This window comes from Phaeobacter inhibens DSM 16374, assembly GCF_000473105.1.
GTDB classification, from domain to species: Bacteria; Pseudomonadota; Alphaproteobacteria; order Rhodobacterales; family Rhodobacteraceae; genus Phaeobacter; species Phaeobacter inhibens.
On the sequence record NZ_KI421498.1, the window covers coordinates 3,153,842 to 3,172,616 of the forward strand.

General features: G+C 60.2%; 19 protein-coding genes and 1 tRNA gene. 9 read left to right on the forward strand and 11 right to left on the reverse strand.

Translation table 11 applies throughout. The features are described from left to right. Positions 1–106 precede the first annotated feature (106 nt). Both INHI_RS0119040 and INHI_RS0119045 read left to right on the forward strand, forming a co-directional pair. Complete coding sequence (locus tag INHI_RS0119040; protein WP_027248594.1) at positions 107–1,015, forward strand: helix-turn-helix transcriptional regulator; 909 nt, start codon at positions 107–109, stop codon at positions 1,013–1,015. 106 nt (positions 1,016–1,121) lie between these two features. Beyond that, positions 1,122–1,412 (forward strand): putative quinol monooxygenase, encoded by a 291-nt coding sequence (locus INHI_RS0119045; RefSeq protein ID WP_014875936.1) that lies wholly within the window; start codon positions 1,122–1,124, stop codon positions 1,410–1,412. Positions 1,413–1,746: 334 nt separating this feature from the next. On the opposite strand, the gene INHI_RS0119050 is transcribed toward INHI_RS0119045, so the two are convergent. The 3 genes from INHI_RS0119050 to INHI_RS0119060 all read right to left on the reverse strand — a co-directional run bounded on the left by INHI_RS0119050 (position 1,747) and on the right by INHI_RS0119060 (position 5,568). Then, a complete protein-coding gene (locus INHI_RS0119050) occupies positions 1,747–4,626 on the reverse strand; it encodes a Hint domain-containing protein (protein WP_027248595.1) in 2,880 nt (959 codons plus the stop codon). Between the two features lie 364 nt (positions 4,627–4,990). Continuing rightward, a tRNA-Ala gene (locus tag INHI_RS0119055) sits at positions 4,991–5,066 on the reverse strand. Positions 5,067–5,241: 175 nt separating this feature from the next. Next, positions 5,242–5,568: a TIGR02300 family protein gene (locus INHI_RS0119060; RefSeq protein WP_014875934.1), complete on the reverse strand. Its 327-nt coding sequence runs from the start codon at positions 5,566–5,568 to the stop codon at positions 5,242–5,244. Between the two features lie 100 nt (positions 5,569–5,668). Here INHI_RS0119060 and INHI_RS0119065 point away from each other — a divergent pair, with 100 nt between their 5' ends. Further along, the gene (locus INHI_RS0119065; RefSeq protein WP_027248596.1) at positions 5,669–6,361 is read left to right on the forward strand and encodes a M48 family metallopeptidase; all 693 of its coding nucleotides are present in this window, start codon (positions 5,669–5,671) and stop codon (positions 6,359–6,361) included. A gap of 77 nt (positions 6,362–6,438) precedes the next feature. Next, positions 6,439–7,107 (forward strand): GntR family transcriptional regulator, encoded by a 669-nt coding sequence (locus INHI_RS0119070; RefSeq protein WP_027248597.1) that lies wholly within the window; start codon positions 6,439–6,441, stop codon positions 7,105–7,107. Between the two features lie 9 nt (positions 7,108–7,116). On the opposite strand, the gene INHI_RS0119075 is transcribed toward INHI_RS0119070, so the two are convergent. Together INHI_RS0119075 and INHI_RS0119080 are read right to left on the reverse strand one after the other, a co-directional pair. After that, entirely contained in the window at positions 7,117–8,019 is a 903-nt protein-coding gene (locus tag INHI_RS0119075) for a DUF1206 domain-containing protein (RefSeq protein WP_027248598.1), read from the reverse strand. 156 nt (positions 8,020–8,175) lie between these two features. Continuing rightward, positions 8,176–9,138, reverse strand: a complete 963-nt coding sequence (locus tag INHI_RS0119080) for an acetyl-CoA carboxylase carboxyltransferase subunit alpha (protein WP_027248599.1) — start codon at positions 9,136–9,138, stop codon at positions 8,176–8,178. A 119-nt stretch (positions 9,139–9,257) separates the two neighbouring features. Between INHI_RS0119080 and INHI_RS0119085 the strand changes: the two genes are divergently transcribed. Next, the gene (locus INHI_RS0119085; RefSeq protein ID WP_014881182.1) at positions 9,258–10,094 is read left to right on the forward strand and encodes an AraC family transcriptional regulator; all 837 of its coding nucleotides are present in this window, start codon (positions 9,258–9,260) and stop codon (positions 10,092–10,094) included. A gap of 3 nt (positions 10,095–10,097) precedes the next feature. Here the strand turns inward: INHI_RS0119085 and INHI_RS0119090 are convergent, their stop codons facing one another. Then, positions 10,098–10,694: a LysE family translocator gene (locus INHI_RS0119090; protein ID WP_173677682.1), complete on the reverse strand. Its 597-nt coding sequence runs from the start codon at positions 10,692–10,694 to the stop codon at positions 10,098–10,100. A 73-nt stretch (positions 10,695–10,767) separates the two neighbouring features. Here INHI_RS0119090 and INHI_RS0119095 point away from each other — a divergent pair, with 73 nt between their 5' ends. Continuing rightward, a complete protein-coding gene (locus INHI_RS0119095) occupies positions 10,768–11,220 on the forward strand; it encodes an Lrp/AsnC family transcriptional regulator (RefSeq protein ID WP_027248601.1) in 453 nt (150 codons plus the stop codon). 51 nt (positions 11,221–11,271) lie between these two features. Here INHI_RS0119095 and INHI_RS0119100 read toward each other — a convergent pair whose 3' ends face one another. Beyond that, positions 11,272–11,877 carry a hypothetical protein gene (locus INHI_RS0119100; RefSeq protein ID WP_027248602.1) on the reverse strand — a complete coding sequence of 202 codons (606 nt, stop codon included), beginning with the start codon at positions 11,875–11,877 and terminating at the stop codon, positions 11,272–11,274. Positions 11,878–11,958: 81 nt separating this feature from the next. Next, a complete protein-coding gene (locus INHI_RS0119105; RefSeq protein ID WP_027248603.1) occupies positions 11,959–12,921 on the reverse strand; it encodes an L-malyl-CoA/beta-methylmalyl-CoA lyase in 963 nt (320 codons plus the stop codon). Between the two features lie 315 nt (positions 12,922–13,236). Between INHI_RS0119105 and dgcN the strand changes: the two genes are divergently transcribed. From dgcN to INHI_RS0119125, 3 genes are all read left to right on the forward strand, one after another. Continuing rightward, positions 13,237–14,238, forward strand: a complete 1,002-nt coding sequence (gene dgcN, locus INHI_RS0119115) for an N-acetyltransferase DgcN (RefSeq protein WP_014875924.1) — start codon at positions 13,237–13,239, stop codon at positions 14,236–14,238. Between the two features lie 159 nt (positions 14,239–14,397). Continuing rightward, entirely contained in the window at positions 14,398–15,363 is a 966-nt protein-coding gene (gene dgcA / locus INHI_RS0119120) for an N-acetyl-D-Glu racemase DgcA (protein WP_014881178.1), read from the forward strand. Positions 15,364–15,373: 10 nt separating this feature from the next. After that, entirely contained in the window at positions 15,374–16,234 is an 861-nt protein-coding gene (locus INHI_RS0119125) for a D-amino-acid transaminase (protein WP_027248605.1), read from the forward strand. 88 nt (positions 16,235–16,322) lie between these two features. On the opposite strand, the gene INHI_RS0119130 is transcribed toward INHI_RS0119125, so the two are convergent. The 3 genes from INHI_RS0119130 to INHI_RS0119140 all read right to left on the reverse strand — a co-directional run bounded on the left by INHI_RS0119130 (position 16,323) and on the right by INHI_RS0119140 (position 18,741). Continuing rightward, positions 16,323–16,997 carry a type 1 glutamine amidotransferase domain-containing protein gene (locus INHI_RS0119130; RefSeq protein ID WP_027248606.1) on the reverse strand — a complete coding sequence of 225 codons (675 nt, stop codon included), beginning with the start codon at positions 16,995–16,997 and terminating at the stop codon, positions 16,323–16,325. Between the two features lie 30 nt (positions 16,998–17,027). Beyond that, positions 17,028–18,059, reverse strand: a complete 1,032-nt coding sequence (gene curA, locus INHI_RS0119135; RefSeq protein ID WP_014875920.1) for an NADPH-dependent curcumin/dihydrocurcumin reductase — start codon at positions 18,057–18,059, stop codon at positions 17,028–17,030. Between the two features lie 94 nt (positions 18,060–18,153). Further along, complete coding sequence (locus INHI_RS0119140) at positions 18,154–18,741, reverse strand: TetR/AcrR family transcriptional regulator (protein WP_231739837.1); 588 nt, start codon at positions 18,739–18,741, stop codon at positions 18,154–18,156. Positions 18,742–18,775 lie beyond the last annotated feature (34 nt).

Below are 18,775 nucleotides of genomic sequence, written 5' to 3' on the forward strand. Positions count from 1 at the left end.
AGGATGTTTGGAGGATCAGATATTCGCGCTGTTTTGCCGCCCCGGGGCCAATTGAGGGCGCATACAGGTCCTTGTAGGTTCGGAAAAACTATGGGGGAGGCATGTGATGGTCAGTGGGCATGGGGCTAAGACCTACGCTGCCGCCGAGGACAAGATCCTGCTGCTTCCTGAGGGGCTTCACAGCTTCGCTGGGGCAGAGGCTATCATGACCAGTGGTCAGGCCGGGATTTTTCATAAGCTGCTGTATCAAGATGCCTTTGGGACTGAGTTTTTCTCCAATGTGCCCTTTCTTGCGTATGTGCTGCGGGGGCGCGAAACTTTTTTCGACGCGGATGGGGAAGAGACGGCTGTGGCACCGGGTGACACGCTGTTGGTGCCGCGGCATCACCACATGGTGTCTGAGTTCTCAAGTGAAACGGGACCGCTTGAGGCGGTTCTATTCTTTTTCAGCGATGCTGTGCTCACGGAGTTTCTTGCGGCCACCTCATGTGGTGTGACAACCGCACCGCGCAGCAAGACCGCCCTGTTTTCGGGGTCGCCGTCGCTGCGCGAATATGTCGGTGCGCTGCCCCGGGTATATGGCGGCCTGCAGGCCTCCCCTGCACTTGTGAAGTCGAAACTGTTGGAGCTGCTGTTGCTGCTGGATCTGCACGATCGTCAGGGGCAGCTATGGCGATTTCTGGCACATGAGAACTCCCAACGCGCCCGCCGCAATATAAAGCAGGTTATGCGAGCGCATGCGCTTGCGGATCTTTCGGTTGCGGATTATGCGAGGCTTTCTGGGCGTTCGGTCTCAACATTTCAGCGTGACTTCAAGCGTGCCTTTGGGGAGGTTCCGAGTGTCTGGCTGCGGCGTGCGCGGCTGGATCATGCCCGGGACCGGGTGATCGAGGGGAAAGATACGATTGCCGATATCGCGCTTGCTGCAGGGTTCTCCGACACCTCACATTTCATCAAAGCCTATAAGTCTCAGTTCGATCTTACGCCGAAGCAGCACCGGTTGCATCTGGCCTGATCCGGTGTGGGTAACTGACCAATAAACCCGATTTTTGAGGCTGGTTTCCTATCTCTAAGTGCAGGTTGCGGTGACACTGCCCCTGTCACAACGAAGGAGACTATCCATGACGATTTGGGTCACGCTTGAAATGCGCGTAAAGGACGGGGCGTTTGATGCATTGTCGACGTTTCTGGAAGAAAATCTGCCGAACGTGCGCGGCTTCGACGGAGCGTTGAGTGTTACGCTTTACTACGATGGGCAAACACGGGCGTTTCTCCTCCACGAAGAATGGCTGAGCCGTGAGCACCATCAGGCCTATCTCGCCTTCATTGAGGAGCGCGGAGTTATGGCAGCTCTGCTTGGCTTCATGGAAGGGCCGCCTAGGGTCACCTACTACGAACGGCTTGTGGTATGATGGCTGCGCGACTTCACCTTTCCCGGCGTAGTGTGATTGCTGCAATGGCCGCCTGTCTGCTGGCTTGCCGTGCAGGGGCTGGGGGTGCGCCTGACGCGCCTGCGTTCGGTTCTCAGCTCGTTTTGCTGATCAAAACCAGGGTATCGGAGGCTGAAGCGGCTTCTTCGGCGACCGCTTTGCGGCGCGCCGGGATGTCTGCGAGTCGATGTCCTCCAGGGGGGGGCGATCTAGATTTGCCACGGCCACGATGCGGGTTTTGCCCTGGTGCAGCTTGCCCTGCCGCTCGTGGGCGGGGTCCTCACAGCGCCGTGGGGCTTTTGCGCGACAAGGGGCGTTACGCGGCGTGGCGATCGGCAATGTCGCGGCGTCTGAGGGATCGGCGGGCGAGATCGCCGTAGGTCTTGCGGACGTGACGGCGGCCGGGCTCACCTGACAGCCCATGCACTGTTGCCAGCTCCGGGAACAGCGTCAGCAGCTCTCGCAGGTCATCTGCCGACAGGCCGCGGATCGCCTCGGGACCGGGCCAGAAGGTTTCGGTCGCGATGCCTTCTGCAAAAATGACCTCGTGTTGCTCAGTCATCAGGTGGACATAGGTGACTGGAGCCCGGTGCATTACCTGTGCGACAAAATCCTCGTCCATCTCAGCAAGGAGCTTTGCGGAAACAAAGCTTTCGTCACGCGGTTGTTCCGGCATCAGGCAGCGGTCATTGACGATCAGGCGGTGTTGCGGGGACAGCAACATCGGCCGGTCCGGTGACAGCACCCCGCCCGGGCGCAGGCAATAGGGGCGCAGCTGCGGGCGCTTTTCCAGGTCCGCCACGCTCAGAGACCGCTTGCCAACCCAGATCACTGGCTGAAACCCATTGTCTGCGGTTTGCAGCAGATCCCCGACGCGGATTTGACCGGCCGGGACAGCGCCCCGGCGTGTGGCCAGCTGCACGTCAGGCGTAAAGCAGGGAATGCCCGCCGCGTAGAGCTGGTTGTGACTGCTCATCTGTGCGGGGGTGACCCCCTGAAGCACCAGTTGCTCCCCGCCGGGGAAGGTCAGGAGCGCGTTGCCGAACCCGTCGTCGGCCACGGCGACATCGCCGGTCAGCACGGCGCCGCCGGTCCCGCTGCCGCCGGCCAGGTCAGAGACATCCAGCTGGTCATTATAAAACCCGTTGCCATCGTCATCGTTCAGATCGAAGTCGCTGACGGTATCGACACCGCCGCCCTCCGTCAGAAGCAGGTCATCATCGCCGGCCCCACCTGTGATGGAATCGTCGCCTTCACCGAATGTGATCGTATCATCGCCAGCACCGGCATCGATATTCACCCCGGCGTTATCAGCAGAGGCATCAACCACATCCGCCTGATCGGTCAGCGTCAGCTGTTCAATCTCGCTGAAAGAGATCGTGTCGGCCCCATCGGTGATCTGGCCGGCCTCAAATCCGGAATACGTAACGCTGACACTGCTGGTGACATTCGACATGTCGATATGGTCGGAGTCATTGCCGGCCTCACCGCCAGAGATGGTGTCATTGCCAAAGCCATCCGACATCTGGAAGGTATCAGCATCCGCTTCGCCATACATCTTGTCATCGCCGGCGCCGCCGACCAGAAGGTCATCGTCATTGCCGCCGTACATGGTGTCCGCGCCATCGCCGCCTTCCAGCGTGTCATTGCCATCGGTGGCGACAATGCTGTCATCACCGGTACCGCCGACAAGGCTGTCATCGCCCGCCGAGTTGCGCAGCGTGTCGTTACCGGCCCCACCGATGAGCGTGTCATTGCCAAGCCCGGTGGTCAGACTGTCGTCGCCGTCGCCGCCGTCAATGTAATCGTCACCATCGCCACCTGCGATGGTATCGGCCCCGAGGCCACCCATCAGGGTATCGTTGCCAACCCCGCCATCCATGACATCGTTGCCATCGCCCCCATCCAGGCTGTCGTTGCCCGTTTCGCCGTACATCAGGTCGTTGTCGGCGCCACCCAGCAGCAGGTCATCGTCATTGCCGCCGTACATCGTGTCGTCGCCATCGCCGCCTTCCAGCGTGTCAAAGCCGTCTGTCGCAACAATACTGTCGTTGCCGACCCCGCCGACAAGACTGTCATCGCCGGCAGAGTTGTTTAGCGTGTCATTGCCCTCACCGCCGAGAAGCGTGTCGTTGCCAATGCCTGTCGAAAGCTGGTCGTCACCTTCGCCCCCTTCGATGTAGTCGTCGCCGTCACCACCAGAGAGGGTATCACCACCGCTGCCACCCATCAGGGTATCGGCACCCACACCACCCTCTATGACGTCATCGCCGTCACCACCATCCAGGCTATCGTCGCCCTCTTCCCCCAGCAGTGAGTCGTTCCCGCCCTGACCGTAAACCACGTCATTGCCATCGCCGCCCATGACAGTATCGTCACCCTGCTCGATGATTGTGGTCACCGGATCGTCCAGAACATCACCAGACAGGGTGAAACCAGCCAGGCCTGCACGGGTTTGCAAGGTGAACTCAATTGACGATCTGTCCTCGAATGAGGCGGAGAACCAGGAATCCTGGTCGGTGTAGTCGTTAAGCTCGGAACCGGTGGCCTTGACCACATTTCCATTAACGTCCGTCGTTAGCGAGGAATCGGAGGAAACGCCGAAAGATGTGAAGCTGTTGCCATCAATGATCACCGCCTCCGCGTCGCCGGAATAGCTGTTGTCGTCGATGTCATTGAAGGTCGCTGTGGAGTCTAGCAAGACGGCTTCGCCCGTTGCCGGGTCAAAGAACTCAAGCCGAAATTTGGCCTGATCCCCTGACTGATCCCCATCCAACAGGATTTCGGCGCCTGCGTCATAGCCGAAAGTAACAGACATGTTGGCATTGGATTTCTCGACCAGAACCAATTTGCCGGAAATGCTGGTGCCGTCCTCAAGTGTGGCGACATTGCTGAACACCGCGTAGTTGCCGGCGGAGCCGTAGGCGCCATCATGGGAAACCGACTGCATGTTGTTGATGTCCAATGTCAGAGGTGACGCTTGCACACCCTGGTCGAACCCATCCCCCATATCGCCATAAACGATGTCATCCCCATCGCCTGCCGAAATGATATCGTCGCCCTCTTCACCCGCAACGGTATCGTCGCCTTCGCCGGCGTCCATGGTATCGTCACCCTTGGTGCCACCCATTTTATCCTTACCCTTACCACCTATCAGGGTCGCGAGGAGATCTTCGAGCCAACTTGGACGGGGCATGGGGGTATCAATCCTTAATCAATTTATACAACTGTCGTGTTGACCAGTAAGCACGCGCTGCATGGTCGATGGTGGGGACACACATCAGCGGAAGCTTAAGCGTTTCGCGATAAAAAAGCGTAAATCAGCAAGGCTGGTGTTGCGCAGCGGTACAGCAGGCATCGCAAAACGGGATGCGAAGTCCGGTGTTTGCTCTACAGGCTGAGAAGGAGAGGCGTTGAGCCGCTGGCCAGATTTCGCCGTAAGCTCGCAACCGAAGCTGCAGTCTGGCGGCTCGAGGGGCAGCCTATATCACAAGACGCTCTCAGTGATCACAGGCATCTTCGGGAGATTGTGCTGCGATGCTGGAAATTTTATGAGTGTTTGGTGGAGCCTAGCGGGATCGAACCGCTGACCTCCTGCATGCCATGCAGGCGCTCTCCCAGCTGAGCTAAGGCCCCAAACCGCCGCGTTTCGTTTCCGTCTCGCGGTGTGTCTCGGTGATTTAAGGGAGGCTGGCGCGTGCCGCAAGCGGAAAATGCACCATCGCCCTAGATTTTTTCGATACCGGTTTTCCAGCTATCTTTGGCGGTATCCGGGGGAGGTGGCAGCACCTCCCCCAAGGGCCTTGTGGCCTTAGGACTCGTCGTCTTCGGACGCGACGTCGGCGATCTCGTCGAGCGAGACGTTGTCCTCGTCATCATCGTCATCCAGGACGTCGTCGCCCAGATCCAGATCGACATCATCTGCATCGTCAAGCACCGCGTCATCACCGTCGGTGTTTTCCTTGGCCTTGCGGCTTGCCGCGTCTTCGGCGTCGGCTTCGATCATGCGGCTTTTGCCGTTGTTCAGTTCGACAACCTCACCGGTGTAGGGGCTGACGATCGGGTTCTTGTTCAGGTCGTAAAAACGTTTGCCGGTTGTCGGGCAGACGCGCTTTACACCCCATTCTTCATTGGGCATGTGGATCCCCTTGATTTTCTGCTGAGTCGGTTCGACGATTCAGGTGCCTTGCCATATGCGCCGGGTACTGTCAAAGCCTTTGCCAAAAGGGGAGGCCGTCATGGCTGATCATCACCTGCCCGGAGACCCGCCGGTTCCACTGACGCTGCGCCGCTCTGCGCGGGCGCGGCGGATCAGTTTGCGTATCTCTGGGCTGGATGGTCGGGTGACGCTGACGCTGCCCTCACGGGTTCCGGATCGCGAAGCGCTGGATTTCGCGCGGGAAAAGGAAGGCTGGATTCGCGATCACCTTGCACAGCATCCCGAGTGCATCGACGTGGATTATGGCTGCGTGCTGCCGATTGATGGCCAGCCACGGCATGTGGTTTCCGGGCGCGGACGCAGAGTGCTGTTGGACCTGGACCAGTTGACTGTACCGGGTGCCGCCAGCGGGGCAAAGCCCGGGCGCCGGATTCAGCGGTATCTGCAGGAGCTGGCGCGCGACAGGCTGGCGGCCGCCTCTGATCACTATGCAGCGGCGCTGGGACGGCCCTACAGCCGCATCAGCCTGCGGGATACTCGATCGCGCTGGGGGTCGTGTTCGTCAGACGGGGCGCTGATGTACTCCTGGCGGTTGATCCTGGCACCGTCTGAGGTGCTGCGCTATGTCGCCGCGCATGAGGTGGCCCATCTGGCGGAGATGAATCATTCGCCCGCATTCTGGGCCACCGTCCGGCAGCTATATGGCAACTACGACGGCGCGAGAGAGTGGCTGCGCCGCGAGGGCAATCAGTTGCATCGCTACCGTTTCTGACGGTGTTGGGGCGGCGGGCCTGTGTTCGGCGAGTGGTACCGGTTGACCTGATCGGGATTTGTGATCACAACACCGCCATGTCCGATCCTGCATCCAACCCCATTCGCCCGACTGTTGAGCCGCCCACGGGCTCTGCCCACGACCGTGTCTACCGCGCATTGCGTACCCGGATCATGCACGGTGAGATGGCACCGGGGGAGGCGCTGACGCTGCGGGGGATTGGTCGTGAGTTTGATGTGTCGATGACGCCCGCCCGCGAATCGGTGCGGCGGCTGGTGGCCGAAGGAGCCTTGTTCCTGTCGTCTTCTGGGCGGGTCTCTACGCCGGAGCTGACAAACGAGCGGATTGAGGAACTGGCAGCCTTGCGGGCGTTGATTGAGGTCGAGCTGGCCAGCCGTGCCCTGCCGCGCGCGCATATCGCGCTGATCGACCGGTTGCAGAGCATCAACAGCAATGTTGCCGAGATGATCTCCAAGCGGGATGCTGTCGGTTATCTCCGCACCAATCTGGAATTTCACCGAACGCTGTATCTGCGGGCACAGGCGCCGGCCATGCTGGCGATGGCGGAGACCGTCTGGTTGCAGCTGGGGCCGACGATGCGGGCGCTTTATGGTCGGTTGCGGCGGACCGAGCCGCCGCAGAATCACAAGTTGATCATTGCCGCGCTCAAGGCGGGGGATGAACCGGGGTTGCGACTGGCAGTGCGTTCAGATGTGACGCAGGGGCTGCGGATGCTGGCGGGGTAGGGCGTGTCGTCAGTTATCGCCAAGCGCATCGCCCAAGGTCTCCGTGCCGCTCTGGCTGGCCTTGGGCACAACGCGGTACAGGGCATTTATCCAGCAGAACAGGGCAAAGCCTAGAAGGCCGAGGCAGAGAGCCGTGACAAGGATCTGCCCAAAAACCTGCTCCTGCAGCCAGTCAAAGACACTGCCGATACCGTCTGGATTTTCGGCTGAGGCCGACATGGCGGCCTTTAAGATCAGCGCTCCGATAACGCCAATCACCACGCCGTTCGCGGCGACCCCCATCTTCAGCAGGGTATTGAGGCGTCGGGTGAGCTGATTGGCCCTGAGGTGTACCCGGTAGCCTTCGTCCCATGCTTTATGAAGGTAGTAGCCGGCTGCGCCTAGGGTCAGAAGACCTACTGCGCCCAAAAGCATTGTGCCAGTTGAAGACGCTGCAAGCTCAGTAAGCGTCCCGCCGCCGGAACTGCCCTCAGATTGGTGATCGATTAGAACGGTGACGGCAAGGCCCGCCATGACGAGATGAATGAGACCTGTCACGATCATGGCTGTGCGGGCGACAAGCCCTTTCATGCCCCTGCCATAGGCTTCGAGATCCCAGATGCTGTCGACAACACGCCAGAGTGCGTAGGCCGCCAGCCCAAGAATGATGAATAGCAGAACGATCGTGCCCCATCCGCCGTCCAGCCACTCCAAGGCCGCAGTGGTTCCCTTTGCCTCTCCTCCCTGCCAGATCGACCAAAGCGATGTGCCGGCAATCGTCAGATAGACCAGCGCCCGACCACCGTAGCCTGCACGCATGATGGGTATTGCCCAGGAAAAGTCATCCGGGTTGATCTGGTCCAGGATCTCATCGCGGGTTTGCTGCGAGGGCAGGGTGCGATTTGCGAGCCCTGATTTTAGATGGTCTAACATGATAGTGCTCCTGACCCCGGGAAAGGGCATCTACCAGTCAAATGCGCAGAATCGGTCAATTGTTCCGAAGCGGACCTTCACTGACGGGACACGAATAGAAAAACCCCGGCCAAGAGGCCGAGGTTTCGCATTCAGATCAGAATGTTGTGTGCGAGGTTACGCCGCCAACCCCTTGGAGCCGATGTCCAGGAACTTCTGGCGGCGGTCCTTGATCAGGGCCGCGGCGTCCTTGCCGTCCAGCTCTGCCAGCATGTCGGCCAGTGCGTCGCGCACCGCCTCGAAGGCGGCTTCGGCATTGCGATGGGCGCCACCCAGCGGCTCGGGGATGATTTTGTCCACCACGGCCAGCTCCTTGAGGTTCTGGGCGGTGAGGCGCAGGGCCTCTGCGGCCTCGCGCATTTTCTCGGCATCCTTCCACAGGATCGAGGCGCAGCCTTCGGGGCTGATCACGGAGTAGACGGAATGTTCCAGCATCGCCACACGGTTGGCAGTGGCAAAGGCCACAGCACCGCCAGAGCCGCCCTCACCAATGATGATGGAGATCAGCGGTACGCCGATTTTCAGGCACATTTCGGTTGAACGGGCGATGGCCTCGGACTGGCCACGCTCTTCGGCCCCTTTGCCGGGGTAGGCGCCTGCGGTATCGACCAATGTCACCACGGGCAGACCAAACCGGCCGGCCATTTCCATCAGGCGGATTGCCTTGCGGTAGCCTTCGGGACGGGCCATGCCGAAGTTATGGGCGATACGTGCCTTGGTGTTGGAGCCTTTCTCATGGCCGATCACCATCACAGGCTGATCGTTGAAGCGGGCCAACCCACCCATCACAGCCAGATCATCGGCAAAGTTCCGATCGCCGGCCAGCGGTGTATATTCTGTGAACAGCGCGTCGATATAGTCGCGGCAATGGGGGCGCTCCGGGTGACGGGCCACCTGACATTTCCGCCAGGGTGTCAGATCCTTGTAGAGATCGATCAGCAGCTGCGCCGCCTTCGCATCCAGGGCGGCGGCCTCATCGGTCAGATCAGCCTCTTCATTTGCCCGTGCCAGGGCGCGCAGTTCTTCCGCTTTGCCTTCGATTTCGGCCAACGGTTTTTCAAAATCCATGTACTGGGTCATGTCGTCTCACTCGAGCGGTTTGCCCGATATATGGCCCCAAGGGCCGACGGATGCAACTCAGCAAGATTTGTGAAGTGCTACTATGGCATCCAAATCGGGTCAGAAGAGGGACGTTTTCCATGAGCAGCTCTTATGAGAACCGCATTCTGCGGGTGCTGGGATATATCTACGACAACCCGGAGGGGGATCTGTCGCTGGATGCGCTGGCGGATGTTGCGGCGATGTCGCGGTTTCACTGGCATCGGGTGTTTCGCGCCCTGACCGGTGAGACCTGCGCGCAGGCGGTGCGCCGGATCCGGTTGCATCTGGCCGCAACAGCGCTGGTACAGGGCGCAGCTCCGATCGAGAGCATCGGTCGCGCGGCGGGGTATCCCAATACCCGATCTTTTGCGCGTGTCTTTGCCGAAGCTTATGGGGCGTCGCCCGCGGCCTTTCGCAGGAAGGGCCGTCTTCTGCCGCCCAATCCCACCCTGATGTCCCAAGGAGACCCCATGTACCCCACCATTATTCGGACTGAACCCGCCCGCACCCTGGCTGCATTGGCTCATAAGGGGGCCTATAGCGAGATCGGCCGTAGCTTTGAGGCGTTTTCAGCGCTATGCACGGCGCGGAATCTCTGGCCGCAGATGCGCCAGATGATCGGTGTCTATCTCGACAGTCCTGATACGGTCCCCGATGCCGAGCTGCGCAGCTATGCCGGGGCCAGCATGGCCGAGGGGGTTGCCCTGCCTGAGGGTATGGAGGTGGTGACTCTTCCCGGCGGCAAGACTGCGGTGATGACCTATAAGGGACCGTATTCCGGCATTCATGCCGCCTATGGCGATCTGTTTGGAGCGTGGTTGCCACAGTCGGGCGAGGAACCCGCCGATGCGCCCTGCTATGAGATCTATCTCAATGATCCACATCAGGTCGCACCGGAGGAGTTGTTGACGGAGATCTGCCTGCCGCTGAAGTGACGCTCAGCGCTGCAGCAGGATCGCGGCCAGCGACGCAAGAAGCAGGGCGGCCATGGTCCAGTTGAAAGCCCGCAACTGTGCGGGGCGGGTCAGCAGCCGTCGCAGCTGCTGGCCCAGCAATGTCCAGGTCGAGGCCGAGAAACAGCCCACCAGCAGATAGGTGCCGGATACCCAGAGAATAGCAGTCACATCGCGGCTGGCTGCATAAAGGGTGATCGCGCCAAGGGCCATTGCCCAGGCCTTGGGGTTGACCCATTGGAACGCGCAGGCCTGCAGGAAACTCAGCGGTGTGCCCTGTGCCTCGCCTTCACGGGGAGGCGCCGCATTGGCGACTTTCCATGCAAGCCAGAGCATATAGGCCACCGAAAGCGCCGTCATAATCCAGGTGAGCGCGGGGAAAGCATCAAAGAGCTGCATCACCCCGAGGCCGACCGGCAGAATCATCAACGGAAAACCGACCGCAACACCTGTGAGATGCGGGAGTGAGCGGCGAAAGCCGAAATTTGCACCGGAGGCCATCAGCATCAGATTGTTGGGTCCGGGCGTGAAGACAGTGCCAAAGACAAAGGCGGCGAGGGCGAGGAAGAGTTCGTAAGTCATGACGATGAAAATGCAGGGCATTTGAGCGAATGAAATTGCGTTTTCTACGAATTGGCGTCATGTTTTGCAATAAATGACGAAGCTGGATCAAATAAACGACAGGATATTGCAGGAGTTGAACCGCGACGGGCGGATCAGCAATCTTGAGCTGGCGGATCGCGTGGGGCTGTCGCCTTCTGCCTGTCTGCGTCGGGTGCAGGAGCTGGAGCGCAGCGGAATCATCACCGGATATCGTGCGGTGTTGAACCGGCAGGCGATGGGCGTTGGCTTCGTCACCTACATTGGGGTGGGTCTGGGCGAGCATACCAAAGAAGCGCAAGAGGCGTTTGAGGTGGCCATGCGGCGGGCGCCGGAGGTCGTGGAGTGCCACAATATCACCGGAACCATCGAATATCTGTTGCGGGTCGAATGTGCGGATCTGCCCAGCTACAAGCAGTTTCATACCGACATTCTGGGGACATCTCCCTATGTGACCTCAATCACCACCTATGTGGTGATGGGATCGCCCAAGGATATGCGGGCCTGAAAGCCGGGGCGGCGTCTTTTGAGTATTTTGGGAAAGGTGACGGGGCTGACGTCAGTCCGCGCCTGTGAGGTTCTGCATGGCGATGGCGGGGGAGGCCAGCACCGGGATCTCTGTCTCAATCAGGGCGGCAGCTCCGGCCATGGAGGCCTGCGCCAGCACCACGCAGGAGGTATCGGCCACCAAGGCGAGGCTGGTGCTGACCCAGGTGGCGATCTGTTTATGGAACAGATCGGTATCGCCTGCGGTGAAATGTGGCCAGAGACCGGTCAGAGGCAGAGTGCGGATTTCCGCTGATTTGCCGAGGTCGCTGAAGGCGCGCTCCAACAGGGCGGTTGAGGGTGCGCGGGTGCTTTCCAGACAATAAGCAATCAGCACCGGCCCGCCGATCTGCGCTGCGGCCTGCATCATCGGCCAGTCGAGCCGGGTGGCGCCGGCGCTTTCGGCCAACTCGCCCAATGTGGTGCAGGTGCAGAGGACAGGGCCGGTCAGGCGCTGGATTTCGGCGGTGATTTCCCGGCGAAGCGCGTCGTCGATGCCGTCTTGTGCCTGTTCCAGCCAGTCGGGACGGACGATATGATGCAGCTTTGCTGCGCCCGCCAGCGCATCGAAGCTGGCGACATGGACTTCGGCAGTATGAATCAGGGTGAGATCGACCATGTGCTTCGCCTGCCTTTGTCTACATCTTGACGGATCATTGTTCTTCCGGGGGCACTGTCGCACCCCCGGTTTTACAAATCATTAGCCGTTCTGGGCGATCAGCTCCGATTGGGCCACGATCACCTCTGCCTGTTTGATGGAAGCGATATCGACCAGACGTCCCTTGTAGACAGTGGCCCCTTCGCCATTGGCCTTGGCTTGCTCCATAGCGGCGAGGATTTCGCGCGCCTCACCTACTGCCTCATCCGAGGGGGTGAAAACTTGATTGGCCAGTGCGATCTGTTTGGGGTGGATGGCCCATTTGCCCACCATGCCCAGCGTGGCGGAGCGTTTGGCCTGGGCGATGTAGCCTTCGTCGTCGGAGAAATCCCCAAACGGACCATCGACCGGCAGAATGCCATGTGTGCGGCAGGCAGCGACAATGGCGGCCTGCGCCCAGTGCCAGGGGTCGGACCAGTGTTTTTCGCCCGCGCGCAGCATGTAATAATCCTCCTGCGTGCCGCCGATGCCGGTGGTCTGCATGCCCATCGAGGCGGCAAAATCCGCCGCACCCAGGCTCATTGCCTGCAGGCGGGGGCTGGAGGCGGCGATGGCTTCAACATGGGCAATGCCGGCGGCAGATTCGATGATCACCTCGAAGGATATGGGTTTGGATCGGCCCTTGGCGCGTTCAATCGCCGTGACCAAGGCGTCAACGGCATAGACATCTTCGGCGCAGCCCACTTTGGGGATCATGATCTGGTCCAACCGGTCGCCCGCCTGCTCCAGCAGATCGACCACATCGCGGTACCAATAGGGCGTATCCAGCCCGTTGATCCGCACGGAGATGTATTTGTTGCCCCAGTCGACGGTGTTCAGGGCCTCGATCACATTGGCGCGGGCCACGTCCTTGTCCGAGGGCGCGACCGAATCCTCGAGGTCGAGGTTGATCACATCTGCTGCGGAGGCCGCCATTTTGGGAAACAGCTTGGTGTTGGAGCCGGGGCCAAACAGTTGACAGCGGTTCGGGCGGGCCGGGGCGGCAGGTTGGATGCGAAAGCTCATGTTGGCGACCTCTGGGTAATGATATGTCGTAATCGATTGTTGTTTTGTTATTAAATTGCAACGTGACCCGCAAGTCTTTTGTGCAGATGCAGCATTGCGCGCGCAGAAACAGTCACTGTGAGGACCGACCTGAGTGAGATCACAAGCAAGGAACGGGCGTATATTATCTATGACCGGGAGGATCTGCTGACATCACGTGCAAAATTCGAAGATTCATGCGTCAATTTTCAGATGTTGCGCAGAATTCGGGATCCTCTCGCATGGGGCCTCTCTTACACTCGCGCGGAACTCGACTTTTACTGAGGAGGCCCCGCCATGATCGAGACCCCATATCTGCTGTTCCTGGGCGATGCGCCCGATATGCTGGCCGCCAAGGTGGCCATCGGTATTCGCGATTGGCGTCCGGACCACGCCGTGGGCCAGATCCGCCTGCCGGGCTGTGGTGCCGATCTGGGGCTGGCCGACATGACGCTGGCCGAGGCTAAGGCGGCGGGTGCCAAAACGCTGGTGATCGGTGTGGCCAACCGGGGCGGTGTGATCTCTCCTGCGTGGAAAGAGGTGCTGATTGCGGCCCTTGAGATGGGCTATGATCTGGCGTCCGGTCTGCACAATCTGCTGCGGGACGAAGGTGATCTGGTGGCCGCAGCCCAGACCCATGGTGGCACCCTGCATGATGTGCGCGTGCCAACCGTTGGCTATCCGATCGCCAATGGGGTAAAGCGCAGCGGCAAACGCTGCCTCGCTGTTGGCACCGATTGTTCAGCGGGCAAAATGTATACAGCCTTGGCGATGGATGCCGAGATGCAGAAACGCGGCATGAAGTCGACCTTCCGCGCGACGGGTCAGACGGGTATTCTGATCACCGGCCACGGGGTACCGTTGGACGCGGTAATCGCGGATTTCATGGCAGGGTCGATCGAATATCTGACCCCGGATAATGAGGACGATCACTGGGATCTGATCGAGGGGCAGGGCTCATTGTTTCACGTGTCCTATTCCGGTGTGACCATGGCGCTGGTGCATGGTGGCCAGCCGGATGCGCTGATCCTGTGTCATGAGCCGACCCGTGAGCATATGCGCGGTCTGCCGGGCTACAAGCTGCCGACCCTTGAACAACTGCGCGATACGGCGCTGCCGCTGGCGCAGGTGTCCAATCCAGACTGCAAAGTGGTCGGTATCTCGGTCAACACCCAGCATCTGAGCGAAGATGAAGCGAAATCCTATCTCGCTGAAGTTGAGGCCCGTATGGGGCTGCCTGCGGTGGACCCCTATCGCCACGGAGCAGGCCGCCTGGTGGACGCGCTGGACGCTGTGTGATCTAACCCCTGCTGCCGCCGAGGGTGGGCCGAAGGGTCCGGAGCCTCCGGCGGGAGTATTTTTGGAAAGATGACAATGGGGCGCTCGGCACCACGGGCGCGCCCTGAGCCTTATCTGGCTCTTTTGAAAAAGACCACAACCGCAGTGATGGAGAGACATATGCAGATCAGCGTGACACCCGATACTTTCAAGCTGGCGCAGGTCTTTACCATTTCCCGCGGATCACGCACCGAGGCCAAGGTGCTGACCGTGCGTATCATACAGGACGGCGTGACCGGCTGTGGTGAATGTGTGCCCTACGCGCGCTATGGCGAGACGCTGGAGAGTGTGACGGCCGAGATCGAAGGTCTGCCAGAGACGTTCAATCGCGCAGAGCTGCAATCGCTTTTGCCTGCGGGGGCTGCGCGCAATGCGGTCGATTGTGCGCTCTGGGATCTGGAGGCGAAGCAGGCTGGCAAGCGTGTCTGGGAGCTGGCAGGTCTGCCAGAACCAAAGCCGGAAATCACCGCCTATACGCTGTCGCTGGACAGCCCTGAAAACATGCAGGCGCAGGCCGCCAAGAATGCCCATCGCCCGTTGTTGAAGATCAAGTTGGGCACCGCTGATGACATGGCCCGTCTGGAAGCCGTGCGCGCCGGTGCCCCGGAGGCCCGCATTATTGTTGATGCCAACGAAGGCTGGAGCGCCGAGGTCTACGCCGATCTGGCCCCGCATCTGGTGCGTTTGGGTGTTGATCTTGTAGAACAGCCTCTCCCTGCGGGTGAGGATGCTGCGTTGCTGGGGATGGAGCGGCCAGTGCCTGTCTGTGCAGATGAAAGCTGTCATGACCGCGAGAGCCTCGCAGCACTTGAGGGTAAATACGATGTCATCAATATCAAGCTGGACAAGACCGGCGGTCTGACCGAAGCGCTGAAATTGCGCGATGCGGCGCTCGCGCAAGGCTTTGAGGTGATGGTGGGCTGTATGGTCGGATCTTCGCTGGCCATGGCGCCTGCGACACTTGTGGCACAGGGCGCGGTGGTCACAGACCTTGACGGACCGCTTCTGTTGGCCGAAGACCGCGAGGAACCGTTGGATTTTGACGCAGACGGCGTGCACCCGCCCAAAGCGGCCTTGTGGGGCTAAGGAGAGAACTATGACCCGTACCGTATATGTAAATGGCGACTACCTGCCCGAAGGGGACGCCAAAATCTCGATCTTTGACCGCGGCTTTCTGATGGCTGATGGCGTCTATGAGGTGACCTCGGTTCTGGGCGGAAAGCTGATTGATTTTGAAGGCCATGCCGTGCGTTTGAAACGGTCGCTGGATGAGCTGGAGATGGCGGAACCCTGCTCGAAGGAAGAGCTGCTGGAGATCCACCGTAAGCTGGTCGCGCTGAACGAGATTGAGGAAGGTCTGGTTTATCTGCAGGTCACACGTGGCTCGGATGGGGATCGTGATTTTGTCTTCCCCTCGGCGGATACCAAACCCACAATCGTATTGTTCACGCAGAACAAACCCGGCCTGGCGGATAGCCCAGCGGCCAAGAAGGGTGCCAAGATCATCTCGATCGAGGATATTCGCTGGGGTCGTCGCGACATCAAGACCGTGCAGCTGCTCTATCCGTCCATGGGCAAGATGATGGCCAAGAAGGCCGGGGCCGATGACGCCTGGATGATCGAAGATGGTCATGTGACTGAAGGGACCTCCAACAACGCTTACTTCGTGAAGAATGGCGTGATCGTCACCCGTCCGCTCACCAATGACATCCTGCACGGCATTACCCGCAAGGCGGTTCTGCGCATGGCAGAAGAGGCGCAGATGAAGATCGAAGAGCGCCTGTTCACCATTGAGGAAGCGAAAGAGGCGGATGAGGCGTTTACCACCTCGGCCTCCGCCTTTGTGATGCCGGTGGTTGAGATCGACGGCGTGGCGCTGGGCGATGGCACACCGGGCCCGATCGCCAAGCGCCTGCGCGAGATCTATCTGGAAGAAAGCATGAACGCCGCGATCTGATCGCGCATTCATCGCTTACTGAAAAGGCCGCCCGCATAAGTGCTGGGCGGCCTTTGTCTTTTGATGTCGTCTATTCAGGCCGACGGCTTCAGAGCAAGGCGAGCAGCTGTTTGGCGGCCTCTTCCGAGGAGGCGGGGTTCTGGCCGGTGACCAGCTTGCCGTCGGTAAGGGCGAAGGAGGCCCAGTCGTCACCTTTTTCGTAGGTGGCGCCATTCTGAGCCAGCATGTCCTCCACCAGGAAGGGCACGACATCGGTGAGGCCGACGCCGTCTTCTTCGCTGTTGGAGAAGCCGGTGACACGCTTCCCTTGCACCAGCGGCGCGCCATCCGCATCCTTGGTGTGGCGGAACACGGCCGGGGCGTGGCAGACCGCGCCGACGGGACGGTCGCTGTGCGCGAAGGCCTCAATCAGGCGGCGGCTGTCGGCGTCTTCGACCAGATCCCAGAGAGGACCGTGACCACCAGGGTAGAATACCGCATCAAAGCCATCATCTTTGACTTCTGCCAGCCGTTTGGTATTGGCCAAGGCATCCTGCGCGGCGGTATCTACCTTGAACCGGCGGGTGGCATCGGTCTGGGCGCTTTCGTCATCGCTCTTGGGATCAAGCGGGGGTTGGCCCCCTTTGGGGGAGGCCAGTGTGATGTCGGCGCCTGCGTCTTTCAGCACATAATAAGGCGCGGCGAATTCCTCCAGCCAGAAGCCGGTTTTTTCGCCCGTGTCGCCCAGTTCGTCGTGGGAGGTGAGAACCATCAGGATTTTCATCTCGGGTCTCCTTTGTTTTTGGAGTTCAGATCAGTCGGCGAGGTGGATGACACGCTTGCCAAACGCTTCGCCTCTCAAGAGACCAACGAATGCTGCAGGCGCTTGTTCCAGGCCTTCGATCATTTCTTCGCGGTATTTCACTTTGCCATCCTGCACCCAGCCGGTCATCTGCTTGGCAAATTCCGGGTAGAGATGACCGAAATCGTCAAAGACGATGAAGCCGCGCATGGTGATGCGTTTGCGCAGCAGCTGGCCCATCAGATAGTTCATCCGGTCGGGGCCTTCGGGCAGGGCGGTGGCGTTATATTGGGAAATCAGGCCGCAGAGCGGGATGCGGGCAGAGGGGTTGAGGAGTGGCATCACCGCGTCAAAGACGGCGCCGCCGACGTTTTCAAAGTAGATATCGATGCCATCCGGAACCGCCTTGGCGAGGTCGTCAGCAAAGCCGTCTGCCTTGTAGTCAATGCAGGCGTCAAAGCCCAATGTGTCGATGACGTGCTGGCATTTCTCGGCCCCACCGGCGATGCCCACGACGCGCAGGCCGAGGATCTTGCCGATCTGGCCGACAGTTGCGCCAACCGGGCCGCTGGCGCCTGCGACAACCAGTGTTTCGCCTTCTTTGGGCTGGCCGATCTGAGTGAGACCCGCCCAGGCGGTGAGGCCCGGCATGCCCAGAACGCCAAGCGCCCAGGAGGGGTTCTGCGGGTTCTTGCCCATGTTGATCACGCCGGTGCCGTCCGACAGCGTGTAGTCCTGCCAGCCGCCGAATGCGACGACCCAGTCGCCTTTTTCATATCCCTTGACGTTGGAGGTGACGACCTCGGCCACGGTGCCGCCAACCATGACTTCGTCGATTTCGACAGGGGCGGCATAAGAGGGCGCGCTGCTCATCCGGCCACGCATATATGGGTCCAGCGACAGATACTCGTTGCGCAGCAGCATCTGGCCTTCACCCGGGGTGGGTACTTCGGTGGTTTCCAGGCGCAGGGTGCTGTCTGTCGGCTCTCCCTTGGGGCGTTCGGCGAGGACGAACTGGCGGTTGGTGGTGGATGTCTGTGTCATGTTTAGATCCTTTTCTGAAGGGATTAGACCGATCGTCTAGTGATCGGTAAATTTTTTTGACGGCACCCATTTGCGCCAGAACGGCTCTGACGGGCTAGGTTTGCCGGGGCGGGGGAAGCATGGTCCGGGTCTGGACCATGGCGGTGTCAAACGGGGTGCTGTCTTGCGACAGATGGGCCATCAGGCTGGCCCCAAGCCAGATCTGATAGAGGGATGTTGCAGTCTGGACGGGGTCGACGTCCGGGCTGAGAGAGCCGTCCTGCTGACCTTTACGCAGGCAGTCGGCGAGCCGGGCAGTAATGCCTTCGACGGCCTGTTGCAGGATGCCACGCATCGCCGGGGAGAGATCCGCGATTTCAGCGGCCAGTTTGACGATGAGGCATTTTTGACCGGCCATGTCTGAGCTCTGCCGGTCTTGCCAGGCGGTGACATAGGACAGCACCTGATCGCGCCCTGTCAGCGACGGGTTGTTCAGCGTTGGCGCCAGCTCAATCCGGTACTGCTCCACGTAATGGCGCAGCAGGGCGCAGCCGTAGTCCTCTTTGGAGGAGAAGTAGTGGTAGAAAGACCCCTTGGGCACCTGTGCCGTCGCCAACAGCTCCGTCAGACCGACGGAGGTATAGCCACGCTGCGCTGTCAGGGTGCGTCCAGTATCCAGAATATGCAGTCGGGTGTCACTCATGTTGGTAGACATAAGCTCATTAGACCGATTGTCT